The sequence below is a fragment of the Flavobacterium sp. GQ95 genome, assembly GCF_059758655.1.
The window spans coordinates 551940-565169 of record NZ_JCAXEB010000002.1; the positions used below are offsets into that span (position 1 = coordinate 551940).

A 13230-nucleotide genomic window follows, 5' to 3' on the forward strand; every position below is an offset into this window, starting at 1 on the left:
TTTTGCATTCATCATTTCATGCACAATTAAATAAAAAAAAATGATCAAAATTCGTCTGTTTTTTTTACTATCGTTATTTGTCTCAACAGCCTATTCGCAAGAGGATTTAAAGATTCATTATGACAAACCGGCGACTTTCTGGACTGAGGCTCTGCCTGTAGGCAATGGTAGACTTGGAGCAATGGTTTTTGGAAAAGTTAATGAAGAACTCATACAACTCAATGAGGCAACGCTTTGGAGTGGCGGACCTGTATCTAAAAATGTAAATCCAACTGCATTTGAAAATTTAGCTCCTGTGAGACAAGCTTTAACAGATGGCGACTATGAAAAAGCATATGAACTTACAAAAAAGATGCAGGGCGTTTATAGCCAGAGTTATATGCCACTTGGAGATTTAGTGTTGAAACAAAATCTGAGTGATAATGCGCCTACAGCTTACTATCGTGATCTTAATATACAAGATGCAATTGCAACGACAATTTTTACGGTTGACGGTGTAACGTACAAAAGAGAAATTTTTGCCTCAGCTCCCGGACAATGCATTATTTTAAAATTGACAGCCAGTCAGCCTAAAAAACTCTCTGTTAATTTAAGTGCTAAAAGTCAGCTCCATTTCAAAAGTGCGATAAAAGAAACATCCCTGTTTTTAAATGGAAAAGCACCTTCAAATGTTGATCCCAACTATATAGATTATAATAAAGAGCCAGTAGTTTATGATGAAAACGGTTGTAAAGGCATGCGTTTTGAGTTAATTGTAAAGCCTATAATTAAAGACGGAACAATTAGTGAAAAGGATAATAATCTGGAGATTAAGGATGCTACGGAAATTGTAATTCTAATATCTGCGGCAACAAGCTTTAATGGTTTTGACAAATGCCCGGATAGCGAAGGAAAAGACGAAAAAAAACTGGCTGAAGGCTATCTGGCTAATGCGGCTTCAAAAAACTATGATCGTTTACTGAAAGATCATCTCGAAGATTTTCATCACTTTTTTAATCGTGTTTCTTTCAATCTGAACGAAAGTGAAACAAAGAAAACAACAATAGCCACAGATAAGCGACTGGAAGATTATTTTAAGGGAGGAAAAGATTCGAATCTTGAAATGTTATTTTTTCAGTACGGAAGATATTTATTGATATCATCCTCTCGCACAAAAGAGGTTCCGGCAAATTTACAAGGAATATGGAATAAAGAATTACGACCACCCTGGAGCAGTAATTATACTACGAATATCAATTTACAAATGAACTACTGGCCTGTAGAAACAGCCAATTTATCAGAGTTGTTCTATCCACTTGATGGTTTTATAAAAAACCTCTCTATTACAGGAGCTGAGACGGCAAAAGATTATTATCATGCCAGAGGTTGGGTCGTACATCATAATTCAGATATATGGGGGCTAACCAATCCAGTGGGTGATTTAGGCAAGGGTGATCCCATGTGGGCGAACTGGTATATGGGTGCCAACTGGTTAAGCAGGCATTTATGGGAACATTACCAGTTTACCGGTGATAAAAAATACTTAAAAGAGGTTTATCCTATTTTAAAAGGAGCAGCAGAGTTTACATTAGACTGGCTGCAGGAAGATAAAGATGGTTACCTGATAACAATGCCTTCTACTTCGCCTGAAAACAGGTATTATTATGATGGAAAAAAGAAAGGGTCTGTAACAGTTGCGACTACAATGGATATGGGTATTATTAAAGATTTGTTTGGTAATATTACAGAAGCATCGAGCATTTTAAATACAGATCAGGATTTTATAAATACAATAAAAAAAGCCGATCAGAAATTATTTCCGTTCAGAATTGGCAGTAAAAAGCAATTATTAGAATGGTATAAAGATTTTGAGGAAGAAGATCCGCACCACAGGCATACTTCGCATTTGTATGCGTTGCACCCTGCAAACTTAATATCACCTTTATCTACGCCAGAATTAGCGAATGCGGCCAAAACAACTTTAGAATTACGGGGCGATGATGGAACCGGATGGAGTCTTGGGTGGAAAGTAAATATGTGGGCGAGACTTTTAGACGGAAACCATGCTTATAAATTATTTAGAAATCAGCTTCGATTGACTAAAGAAGGAGACCGTAATTTTAATAAGGGCGGGGGAGTGTATGCTAATCTTTTTGATGCTCATCCTCCATTTCAAATTGACGGCAACTTTGCAGCTACTGCCGGAGTTATAGAGATGCTTATGCAAAGCCAAAATCACGAAATACATTTATTACCTGCCTTACCAGGCGCATGGGAAGAAGGAGCAATAAAAGGCATCGTAGCAAGAGGCAATTTCACTGTAGATATCATCTGGGAAAAAGGTAAGCTTAGTTCATCAAAAATTACGGCTAATGAAGGTGGAAACTGTGTCATACGATACAGCGAGCCTTTTAAAGTGGAGACCCTTAATCTTAAAAGTGAAAAAACAACGATGGGATATTTAATTACTTTTAAAGCAAAAAAAGGGAAGTCTTACTTAATAGAACCAGCTTTATAGCTATTGCCGTATCTAAAAAATAAGTTTTTTTTCGTTACATAAAAAAATCATTCGTTACAGGCTAAATCAGTTTATGCCTGATTTCCTTATATTTTGAACGTCCTACTGGCAATAATTCACCATTTTTAAGTAACATATTGTATCTGCCGCCAGCTTCTACAACAAGCTTATCAGCCTCGTTCCAACAAAGAATATAGGATTTATGTATTCGCTCAAATATTGGCGGAAGCAACTTTTCTAATGATTCTAAAGATTTATCATGCAGTTCCATATGCCCATCTGACAAATGCAGTTCCGTATAAATTCCGGCACCTTTAATATATTTGATATCCTTAATCGTTATAAGCTTAATGCTCTTCCCTTTTTTTACTGCCAAAAACTGAATGTTTCCGTTTGATTGTTTTTCTGGTGTTGTAAAGCGCGTAAAGGCTTGTCTTAGTCTGGTTTCATCAAATGGTTTAGGTACGAAATCCAGTACCCCATAGTTAAATGCACTAATTGCCTTATCGGTATAAGCCGAAATAATAATGGTTTGAAAAGATTTGACCACTACACTTTGAAGAATTTCAAAACCATCTTCTCCGTTTAAATTCAAATCCAGCAATAATAAATCGATCGGATGCTGTTCAATAGCATGCAGCCCATTTTCAAGTGAATCACAAAGTAAAATCTGTACCTCTTTGTCAAAGAAATTTCTTGTCATTCTTTCTATACGTTTGGCAATTCGGGCCTCGTCTTCAATAATCAGAATCTTCATTTTTTATCAAAAATTTTAATAGTTGTCAGCCAGCCTTTTTCCACTTGATGGGAATCAAAAAGCCAATTGTCACCAAAACTTTCATTCAATCTCGCTTTGATGTATTTAAAACCGGTACCGTTACTGCCTTCTTTCTTTCTGTTTCGGTTTTGTGCGATAGTTAAGAGCGAATATTCCTTATGTTTTTTTTCTTTGGTAAAACTCAGGCAGAAAGTAATACAGCCTTCTTTTGGCGGTAAACTGTGCGTAATTCCGTTTTCGACAATAGTATGAATAATCGCTGGCGGAATTTCTTCATTCTCATCAATGTTTTTTTCTTGCCACTCATAACAAACTTCTTTACGAAAAGACATTACTTCGAGGTGTTTTCTGCACAAATCGATTTCTTCTCTAATGGGGATCAGGGTATCTTCAGCAATCGAATTCATAATATCAAACTCATCTGCTAATGCACGAATAAACACAACGCCTTGCTGTGGCGATTCTTCAACCCAATCAATTAGAGAGGTTAATGTATTTCGAAGAAAATGTGGCTGAATATTTTTCTTAATCAGTTCTAACTGTAATCTTGACGAAAGTAATAATGATGCATTATGAGCTTCTTCGATTGCTTTTGCCCGAATGGTATGCAGATAAAGCATGGAAAGTACAATGATTGTAAAAGCGATAAACAATCCAAAATCATAAAAAATATAGCGATTCACCTCGATACTTATAAGTAAGCCTACAACCACAATCAGCCCGCCTTTGATTTTCCGTATTGCTGCATTGGTTGCGATAATAAGAGAAACAAGACACATCGCATAACTAAAATAGATCGCGGTAATATCATAGTGACCGTAATAATAAATATAAATTACGATTAGGCTTATGAATAAAAGAGATAAAAACAATCGCTTTTTTTCGAATTCAAACTGCAGTATAAAATACCACGGAACGAGCATTGAAATTGCAAAAGTCAGCGCTCCAACGATTTGCAAACGGGTATAAAATTGGTTATACGGAATGTCAACATAAAACTTTAAATATTCTATAATCAACAAACAGAAGAAAAGAAGACAAATTATTCCGAAAAGTAAAACCGTTGCTTCTTTTCGTGTACTGTTTATATAGAGAAAAAAGTAATAAATGGCTGCAATGAGAAAAGCGCCCGCCATGAGATTCATAAAAGACATGACAATAAGCGGTGCCCGATGCAATCTTAAAAAACTTTCGAGTTTGACGTCGATACCGCGTCGTGCTTCTCGAAATTCAGTTTGTGTTCCAACTATTGTAACGATGTGTTTGCCTATACTGGATAATTTTTCGGGTATTTGATAATATGTTGTTTCCGTTCCGGGTATTTCTCGATGACCAGATTTTGCCATTTGACCGTTGCTACCCACAAAAACACCATCCCAATAAACATCAAAAGCACCAAAACCACTTACCTGCAGACCTAATGGTCCTGAGCTGTTTTCGCGCTTTATCAACTCTAATTCTATTGGAACTTTAAAAATAGCATCTTCAGATTGTCCCAAATAATTTTGCAGACGATCGTCATCAACATAATACGTTACATCAGATTTCACGTAATCAGTATATTGTTTACAGGACGTAAACGATAGCAGTAAAAAAGCGCTAAAAAAGATAAATCGAAACATGAGATAAAGATAGAATAAATATCGAATTTCGAAATGCATTTTGAAAGCTATTAGAGCCGTTTGCATGTTTTAAAGGATAGTGTTTTAATTTATAAACTACTCTTGTACTATCAAAACCAATCAACATGAGAGCATTAATAACCACTATTTTAATCTTTTTATTTCACCTTTTAGCTAATGCGCAGCAAACCACACTTTCCGGAAAAGTTCAGGATGTTACGAACAGGGAACCGCTGCCATATGTAACCGTAACGGTAAAGGACAATGCCTTAAAAACAATAGTGGTTGGCGTTACTGATGATCTTGGGGCTTTTAGTTTAGACGCATTACCTTCTGGTAAAATGACGATCAGCTTTAGTTTTATAGGGTATCAAAATCATAGTCAGCCATTAGAAAATATTTCGGGTAAAACAAAAATAGAATTAGGAACTATTGGTTTATCTACTGATGCGGTACAATTGAATGCAGTAGAGATTAATGGACAAAAAACAAATGTTAGCTTAAAACTGGATAAAAAAGTTTTTGAAGTTGGCAAAGATGTACTTTCTCAGAATGGTTCTGCTCATGATGTTCTAAATGGCGTTCCGTCCGTAACGGTAAGCCCAACAGGCGCAATAAGTCTTCGTGGCAATAGCAGCGTATTGGTATTGATCAACGGACGTCAATCAGGCTTAACACAAAGCAATGCCCTCGACCAGATTGCCGCCGACCAAATTGAGCGTATAGAAGTAATTACAAATCCGTCATCCAGATATGATGCTTCGGGTTCAGCAGGAATCATTAATATCATATTAAAGAAAAACAAAAAAAGTGGTTTTAGCGGTCAGGTACGATTGGTAGCGGGTTCACCAAATGATAGCCGTCTTAATCCAAGTATCAACTTTAAATCTGATAAAATTAACATCTTTTCAAATTTTAGCATTCGTTCTTCTGATTATGTTGGTTTATACACAACGAATCAGTCAACAGTTAATAATGGCACATCAACTTTTCTGAATCATGTGCAGAACGAAGACCGCCACGACGATGGTAAATTGATTTACCTTGGCGCGGATTATTTTATTGATGAACATCGAACGATTACGACTGCTTTTTTAAAGAATGCCACAAACGATAATGATAAAACAAATTTATTGTACGAGTACAGTAATGCCAACAATACTCAGGATAGTATTTTGACCAGAGAAGGAAAATCATGGGAGAAACGAGATTACAACCAATTAGAGTTTAATTATACCCAGACATTTAAACAACCGGCAAAAAAATGGACTATAGATATCCAGTATGATTGGTGGAACAGCGATAAAAACTGGAATCTTTCAACACAGCGTTTATATCCGGATCAATCAGTTTATCCTGGTATTAGAACAAGCTCAATTGGCAATAGCAAGGATTTGCTTCTACAAAGTGATTTTATTCAGCCAATTGATACTGTCTCGGTATTTGAATTCGGAATTAAAACAGAAATTCGTAAGGTCTCCAGTGCATTTTTGGCAGAACAGCAGCAAGAGAATATTTGGCTCATCTACCAAAATATTGATAATGACCTTAAGTACACCGAGACTATTTCGAGTGCATATGCGCAATATAGCAACAAAGCAGGCAAGCTTAATTACATGGCTGGTCTTCGTACAGAGTTTACAAGGATTTCTATCACAGATATAAAAAACACTTATAATGACGATAAAAAATACGGAAAGCTGTTTCCTACCGTCAATTTAAGTTATAAGTTTGATGCTTCAACTTTGCAATTAAATTATAGCAAACGCATTAATCGTCCGTCTTTGTATGCCTTATATCCTTTTAATGAACTGACCGATTTAAATTCACAATATATTGGCAATCCGGATCTTAATCCTTCTTATACTGATGTTTTTGAACTGGCTTTTCTTAAAACATGGAAGAAACTTACCTTAAATCCTTCTGTTTATTATCAATGGGAAAGTGGTTACATTCAGGATTTTACTTATCGTGAGAATGATATATTTTATACAACGCCAATTAATATTCAGCATGAAATACGCAGTGGTGTTGAACTTTCGACTCTATACAATCCGCTAAAATGGCTACAGGTGAATATGGAAATGAATTTTTATCATTTTTCGCAAAAAGGAAGTTATCAGGAAGAAAACCTTGACTACGAAGGAAAAACTTTTACAGGACGTTTAAGCACGCAAATTAAATTGCCGGCAAAATTTAGTTTTCAGGGTCGTTATAACTTTCGTGGCGCACAGCAAAATGCACAAACGAGAAACAATGCATTGCAATCATTGGATTTTGGCCTGAGTAAGATCTTATTAAAAGACAAGGCGACAATTGTATTTGATGTTACTAATGCTTTCAACTTACGCCAAAATAAAAGTACTACAACCGGTACAGATTATTATTTTACTGAAAACAGTATTCCCAACGCTGCGCGCTACCGACTAAGTTTTGTTTATCGTTTTAACCTGACAGATCAAAAAGGAATCAGACAAGCCAATAGTGCCAATCGTAATTAATGGCAGGTACACTTATTCTGTTTTATTTTCAAGTTGTACAGTGAATTTACCAAAATAAGGATTGTCAGCCATTAGTGAATGTCCAATTACTATGATATGATTTCCTTTTTGTTTGAGATCGATATTTAAGTCTATTCCAAAAGGGCCATCTGAGGATTTATCGGGAAAAATAATTTGGTTAAAACGAATGTTTCCTTTCCCTGTGGCCGGAACAATCTTTCCTTTTAACTCGCCTAAATCTTCATTTTTAAATTTGAGATACACTTTGGAATGAATAGAATCTAAGGAACCTTCAGCTATATATAACCCTTTTTCATTTTTAAAATTCATAAGGATAGTGTCGCCAATTTGTTTGTTCTCTTCCTTTTGTTTTATTTCTACTTTGTTTTCCTTTGGAATAATTGAATCTGAAGATTGAACAGGAGTTGTATGATTTTCTTTTTGTTGACATGAAAAAAAGAAAATCGATAACAGAAGCATTAAATAATTTTTCATAACAGTATTTTTAATAAGGAGACCAAATTTAGTTGTTTTCTGAGGATGCTTTGTTACATAATAACATTGAGATTTTGCAGGATCCAAATCCAGGGATTTATAAAACATAGTGAGAATTATATAAAATTTTACAACATCATAATTTTAAATTTGAAGTATTAGGAACAAAAAAATAATATTATGAAAACGCTATTAAAATTAAAAATTGCCTTCGTTATACTGATAACAGGATTTCTATTTTCATGTAAGAATAATAAAGATGGATATAGTGATGAAATTGATACCAGAAAAACGCCTGTCGACACCGCTTCAGCAGATACTACAAATATAAATAATGGTCCAAATACTACGGGTACAAATTCAACCGGCGCAACCGGAACCGAATCTGAAAGCGTAACAGGTGCAGGAAGTATTTCAGCCCCGGGAAAACCGAACGCTCCGGGTACTAACACGACTGGTACAGGAACGGGGCCCGGACCAAGTGCAAAAGACGGTTCAGCGTATGATATTTCATCTCAAACTAAAAAAGATACCACTAAATTAGGTGCTAAGGCTTTAAAAAAAGAAAAAATAAGCAAAGAATAGTTCTCGATGCTTCTTTTTTTTATTCTTTTATAAGTGTTAATTAACTGCTGCTTATATTAAAAAAAACAAATAATAAACCAGTACCTTTGATAGTAAATAATAATAAATTACAATTGCATACAAGGACAGACAAGTCTGCATTTTTTTTAAATAATAAATTATGGAAAATTTGAAGAAAGCTTATATCGCCGGAGGATGTTTTTGGGGAATGGAAGACCTTTTTCGTGTACGTCCGGGAGTAAGAGACACAGAGGTTGGCTACATTGGTGGTCAAAATGATAATCCAACTTACGAGAATCATCCGGGACATGCTGAAGGCATCGAAATTACATATGACAGTAATGAAACCTCTTATAAAGAATTATTGGATTACTTTTTCAGAATGCATGATCCAACAACTGTAGACAAGCAGGGAAATGATAGAGGATCAAGTTACCGATCCGCTATATTTATCCAGAATGAAGAAGAAAAACAAGTTTCTGATGAAGTGATTAACATTGTCGACCAGTCAGGCAAATGGCCGGGTAAAATTGTTACTACGCTGGAGGCCTTCACTAAATTTTGGCCAGCTGAAGAATATCATCAGGACTATCTTATTAAACATCCAAATGGATATACCTGCCATTTTGAAAGGTTTGGCACTTTCTTATAAATTTCATATTTAAGAAATGAATGTTTTGCCAGGTAAACTATTCACAACTAAATCCTCAATCAATAATTTGATGGAGGATTTTTAGTTTATGAGAATAATGGTTTTAGAGTTGAAATAAAAAGACAGTTTTAAATTACCTATTGATTGATTTCTTAGCTTTGTATAACGCCACCAAAAACTTTTCTTATCATGCCAGTAATTGAACAATCAGAATATAATTTTCCTTCGATTATGCATCGGAACAGGCATATTTCTACTATTTATGCTGCCTTATTTAAAAAGTTTGACGTTCCGGGATATACAAGAGAAAAGCATGAGTTGAGTGACGGAGATTTTATTAATATTGATTTTATTATAGATGATCCTAAAAAAGCAGTGATTTTATGTCATGGTTTAGAAGGAGATTCCCGCAGAACTTACAATAATAGCTGTGCGGATTATTTTCAGCAGAAAAGTTTTTCAGTTTTCGCATGGAACAATCGCACCTGCGGAGGAGAAATGAACCGCCTTCCAAGACTTTATCATCATGGTGCCGTTGATGATTTGGATGAAGTGGTTCAGTTTGTTTTGAAAAAAGGGTTCGAAGAAGTCTATTTGATAGGATATTCAATGGGAGGTGTGCAGCTCCTGAATTATTTTGGCTGGACAAAAATCGATGAACGTGTAAAAGCCGGAGTTTCCATTTCGGTTCCGACTCATATTGCAACAAGTGCTGCTATACTTAAACAAGGCTTTAACAGAGTCTATTTAAAGAATTTTACAATTGATATTAAAAAAAAGCTGAAATACAAAGCGGCACAGTTTCCTGATTTTATAAACCGTGATCAAATTGATAGCATTTCTTCTTTTGATGAAGTTGATCATTATTTTACAGCACCATTGCATGGCTTTGCTAGTCGGGACGATTATTATCAACGTGTTTCTCCGGAATTTTCCCTTAAAAATATTACCACTCCGGTTTTAATCATTAATTCTCTGGATGATCCTTTTTTAGGTGAAAGATGTTACCCCAGAGCTATAGCTCAAGACAGTGCATACGTTTACCTTGAAACCCCTAAATATGGAGGGCACTGTGCTTTTCCCTTGCGTAATTCAATGTATTCCTATGCAGAAAAAAGAGCCTATGAGTTTTTTAAATCCTACAAATAGCCTTCAATAATACTGTTGACACACAATTAGGAAACTCCTCGCTTAAAACCTATCGTATCTTTATAAACTTTGATATATATAAGTTTTCTTCACATTCCTGTTTTTATTCTAACGAATGTCCGCAGGTTCCAGGACTAAATCATGCACCCGGAATTTGGGGAAAACTCGAAAAAGCTGTGTTGGAAAAAGGAGTTAAGAAACAAACGGATAGTGATGAAATTAAAATGAGTGTTTTTAACGGACCAATTTTTAATAAAAAAACAGACAGAATCTTTAGAGGCGTAGGAACACCTATGGAGTTTTTTAAAATAATTGTATGGCTGTGGATGATCAGGATAATTTAAAAGCAACAGCTTTTACATTATCACAAAAACTACTGATTGATGAGGAATCTATAGTTGTTTAGTTTTTTGTCTTTTTCATAGCAAATAAACCATTCTTATAACGGAGAACGAGGGCTGGCTATTTCTAATTCAGTAATGAGTTTTTATGAAAGTAATTTAACAAAATAAGATCTAAAATTTTACATTTGATGAGTTAAATTAAAAATCAGTTAAATGCCGGAGATTATTATTAACTCATTTTCAGTAGCAATTTGCTTTCTAATAGGGATTTTAGCCATTTTTTATATACCCTATAATAAAAAAGGGAATCTGTGGTTTGGTGTTTTTCTTATATCGCTGGGATTTGCTTTGTTGAGCAAAATAATATGGCAGGAAGAATTGTATATAAAATTTCCATATATCATTCCAGTTTCTGAGTTATCTCGTTTTGTTGTTGCTCCAGGTTTATATTTAAGTATTTGGTACTACACACATTTGGGCAAAATAAGATTTGGGAAAAAATGGCTGCATTTTATACCAGCACTAGTATTTATTCTTGTGGTATCATTGCCTTATTTTCTTTCAGTAGGCAATATTTCTGATTTAATAGGAGAACGCGCAAGTCATATACTTGGGGGTTTAATGCGTGTGGTGCTACCGCTTCAACTAATTATTTATTGGATTTTATCGTATCAATTATTAAAAAAACATAGAAGCAGTATATTACTGTTTTCGTCTCAGAAAAAAGAAAGAGATTTAAAGTGGCTGTTAAACATACTTGTATGGATGCTTTTTATGATTTTTCTATATCTGATAATGAAAATAGAAGAAAATAACATACTTAATTCATTTAGTACTTATTTGTATTTGATATTTATACTATTTATGGTTTATAGTCTTTTGAAACAAAAAGAAGTTTTCTTAAATAATAAAAACGAAAACATTGCGCTTGAAAATATTATATATCCTGATCTTAGGTTTCAGACCGAAAAGCCTGTATCACGACTAAACGAGGACGAATTATTAAAATACAAGTCAATTTTAAATAATCTTTTAGAACGCGACCAAGTGTTTGCAGATCCTGAAATTAATTTAGCGTCGCTTGCTGATAAAGTTGGAATTTCAATGAATGATTTATCCTTCGTGATCAACAACAGTTATAATATGAATTTCTACGCATTAATTAATAACTACAGAGTAGAAAAGGTCAAAGAGATGTTGTCAAAAAAACAATACAGTCATTTAACAATTCTCGGTATTGCTTATGAGGCAGGATTTACATCAAAGTCAACTTTTAATAATGCATTTAAGAAAAACACAGGACATACTCCTAGTGATTACATGAAAAAAAATAACCAAAAAGAGGTCTGAATGGGTACATCAGGACGACTCAGGATTTAAGAAGATGTTCTTTTGCTTAGAATTTAAACAGCAAAATTATGTATTCAACATCTTTAAAAAACAAAATTTGGTTAGGATTGTGTTTCGGATTAGTCGTAGGCGAAACCTTCAGAAGATTATCCTTCAAGTATTTTTCGCCATGGATTCCTATTCCTTTTTTACTCGGTACGGCAGTTCTATTTTTAATTGCAGCATTGATTTTACCTTTTGTATGGCATTCAATGGAAAAACAAAAAGGGATTAACAGCGGCGAGCTCAAAACAAGACTGGAGCACCGGATTATTTATGCAATGTCTCTTGACTTAATTATGTTTGGCTTTCATAAAATAGAAGGACTGCAAATGATAGTTCCGTTAGGCTTGCTTGACACGCCATTTAGTAGTTTATCCGGAGAAACTCTGGTATGGTCATTCTTTAAATATTCGTATCCTTTTACCGTTTTTATCGCCTTATTAGAAATTCTGACCGCAGTTCTTTTACTCTTTTCAAGAACAAGGCTTTTCGGGTTGATTTTGGCAGTACCCGTTTTATCTTTTATAACATGTCTTAATTTCTTTTATCACATGCCAGTGGGGCCATTAATACATGGTATAATATTATTATTGGGAGTGTTTTACTTTTTATCTCAGGATTCAAAAAGAGTAATGAATTTTATTTTTCAGCCTTTAGAAGGCACTAAAAGTCTAAATATCCCTAATTATTATAAAAATATATACAGAATATCTCTATTTGTTTGGCCTCTGTTTTTCTATTTCATTTATAATTATCCCAATAAGCATCCGCAATTAACCGGAAAATATCAGGTCCAAAATTTGAAAATAGATAATATTGCTATGAAAGCCAAGAGCCCTAAGGATAGCGTATTGACCACCGTCTATATGGATCTCGACGATGAAATAGCTTTTGACTTTAATGATTGGAGATACAGATATATTGGAACATACTTTCTTAATGAAAGAAACGATTCCATTACCATTCGTTGGCGATATCCTTCTGATAAGTTAGATAATTTTAAAGGCAAATTGATAAGGGAAAATAATCAATTGATTTTAAGAGGAAAAATGAATGAGAAAACGCTTGAAATGGAATTGAAATAATTAAAACACTATTTTTGTATGTGTCTGAATGTAAGAATGCAGGCACCGTGAACAAGAGCAAATCAGTAAAAACGCTCATCATTACTGTAATATTTATTATAAAATCCGCTTAGCCGGATGCCCGTATTTG

The 13230-nt window shown here is 34.5% G+C and carries 11 protein-coding genes; 8 read left to right on the top strand and 3 right to left on the bottom strand.

The features are described from left to right. The first annotated feature begins 40 nt into the window (after positions 1 to 40). The gene (locus tag AC6CH4_RS06965; RefSeq protein ID WP_498101462.1) at positions 41 to 2497 is read left to right on the top strand and encodes a glycoside hydrolase family 95 protein; all 2457 of its coding nucleotides are present in this window, start codon (positions 41 to 43) and stop codon (positions 2495 to 2497) included. A gap of 61 nt (positions 2498 to 2558) precedes the next feature. Here the strand turns inward: AC6CH4_RS06965 and AC6CH4_RS06970 are convergent, their stop codons facing one another. Then, complete coding sequence (locus tag AC6CH4_RS06970) at positions 2559 to 3254, bottom strand: LytR/AlgR family response regulator transcription factor (RefSeq protein WP_498101464.1); 696 nt, start codon at positions 3252 to 3254, stop codon at positions 2559 to 2561. Then, positions 3251 to 4825 (bottom strand): histidine kinase, encoded by a 1575-nt coding sequence (locus AC6CH4_RS06975; protein WP_498101466.1) that lies wholly within the window; start codon positions 4823 to 4825, stop codon positions 3251 to 3253. The genes AC6CH4_RS06970 and AC6CH4_RS06975 overlap by 4 nt, the downstream gene beginning before the upstream one ends. A 197-nt stretch (positions 4826 to 5022) precedes the next feature. Here AC6CH4_RS06975 and AC6CH4_RS06980 point away from each other — a divergent pair, with 197 nt between their 5' ends. Continuing rightward, the gene (locus tag AC6CH4_RS06980) at positions 5023 to 7398 is read left to right on the top strand and encodes a TonB-dependent receptor (protein ID WP_498101468.1); all 2376 of its coding nucleotides are present in this window, start codon (positions 5023 to 5025) and stop codon (positions 7396 to 7398) included. Between the two features lie 12 nt (positions 7399 to 7410). Here AC6CH4_RS06980 and AC6CH4_RS06985 read toward each other — a convergent pair whose 3' ends face one another. Next, positions 7411 to 7893, bottom strand: a complete 483-nt coding sequence (locus AC6CH4_RS06985; protein ID WP_498101470.1) for a hypothetical protein — start codon at positions 7891 to 7893, stop codon at positions 7411 to 7413. A 180-nt stretch (positions 7894 to 8073) separates the two neighbouring features. Between AC6CH4_RS06985 and AC6CH4_RS06990 the strand changes: the two genes are divergently transcribed. From AC6CH4_RS06990 to AC6CH4_RS07015, 6 genes are all read left to right on the top strand, one after another. Next, positions 8074 to 8478 carry a hypothetical protein gene (locus AC6CH4_RS06990; protein WP_498101472.1) on the top strand — a complete coding sequence of 135 codons (405 nt, stop codon included), beginning with the start codon at positions 8074 to 8076 and terminating at the stop codon, positions 8476 to 8478. Positions 8479 to 8638: 160 nt separating this feature from the next. Beyond that, positions 8639 to 9130, top strand: coding sequence for a peptide-methionine (S)-S-oxide reductase MsrA (msrA, locus tag AC6CH4_RS06995; protein ID WP_498101474.1), 492 nt, complete (start codon positions 8639 to 8641; stop codon positions 9128 to 9130). A gap of 189 nt (positions 9131 to 9319) precedes the next feature. Continuing rightward, positions 9320 to 10279, top strand: coding sequence for a YheT family hydrolase (locus tag AC6CH4_RS07000; protein ID WP_498101476.1), 960 nt, complete (start codon positions 9320 to 9322; stop codon positions 10277 to 10279). A gap of 152 nt (positions 10280 to 10431) precedes the next feature. Beyond that, positions 10432 to 10623 carry a hypothetical protein gene (locus tag AC6CH4_RS07005; RefSeq protein ID WP_498101556.1) on the top strand — a complete coding sequence of 64 codons (192 nt, stop codon included), beginning with the start codon at positions 10432 to 10434 and terminating at the stop codon, positions 10621 to 10623. 213 nt (positions 10624 to 10836) lie between these two features. Continuing rightward, complete coding sequence (locus tag AC6CH4_RS07010; RefSeq protein WP_498101478.1) at positions 10837 to 11973, top strand: helix-turn-helix domain-containing protein; 1137 nt, start codon at positions 10837 to 10839, stop codon at positions 11971 to 11973. A gap of 68 nt (positions 11974 to 12041) precedes the next feature. After that, entirely contained in the window at positions 12042 to 13100 is a 1059-nt protein-coding gene (locus tag AC6CH4_RS07015) for a hypothetical protein (RefSeq protein WP_498101480.1), read from the top strand. The last annotated feature ends 130 nt before the right edge of the window (positions 13101 to 13230 follow it).

What these genes read in the sequence shown, in the direction of transcription:
- msrA (WP_498101474.1), top strand. Translation starts at nt 8,639, where the DNA reads ATGGAAAATTTGAAGAAAGCTTATATCGCCGGAGGATGTTTTTGGGGA.
- AC6CH4_RS07010 (WP_498101478.1), top strand. Translation starts at nt 10,837, where the DNA reads ATGCCGGAGATTATTATTAACTCATTTTCAGTAGCAATTTGCTTTCTA.
- AC6CH4_RS06990 (WP_498101472.1), top strand. Translation starts at nt 8,074, where the DNA reads ATGAAAACGCTATTAAAATTAAAAATTGCCTTCGTTATACTGATAACA.
- AC6CH4_RS06970 (WP_498101464.1), bottom strand. Translation starts at nt 3,254, where the DNA reads ATGAAGATTCTGATTATTGAAGACGAGGCCCGAATTGCCAAACGTATA.
- AC6CH4_RS06985 (WP_498101470.1), bottom strand. Translation starts at nt 7,893, where the DNA reads ATGAAAAATTATTTAATGCTTCTGTTATCGATTTTCTTTTTTTCATGT.
- AC6CH4_RS07015 (WP_498101480.1), top strand. Translation starts at nt 12,042, where the DNA reads ATGTATTCAACATCTTTAAAAAACAAAATTTGGTTAGGATTGTGTTTC.
- AC6CH4_RS07000 (WP_498101476.1), top strand. Translation starts at nt 9,320, where the DNA reads ATGCCAGTAATTGAACAATCAGAATATAATTTTCCTTCGATTATGCAT.
- AC6CH4_RS06965 (WP_498101462.1), top strand. Translation starts at nt 41, where the DNA reads ATGATCAAAATTCGTCTGTTTTTTTTACTATCGTTATTTGTCTCAACA.
- AC6CH4_RS06980 (WP_498101468.1), top strand. Translation starts at nt 5,023, where the DNA reads ATGAGAGCATTAATAACCACTATTTTAATCTTTTTATTTCACCTTTTA.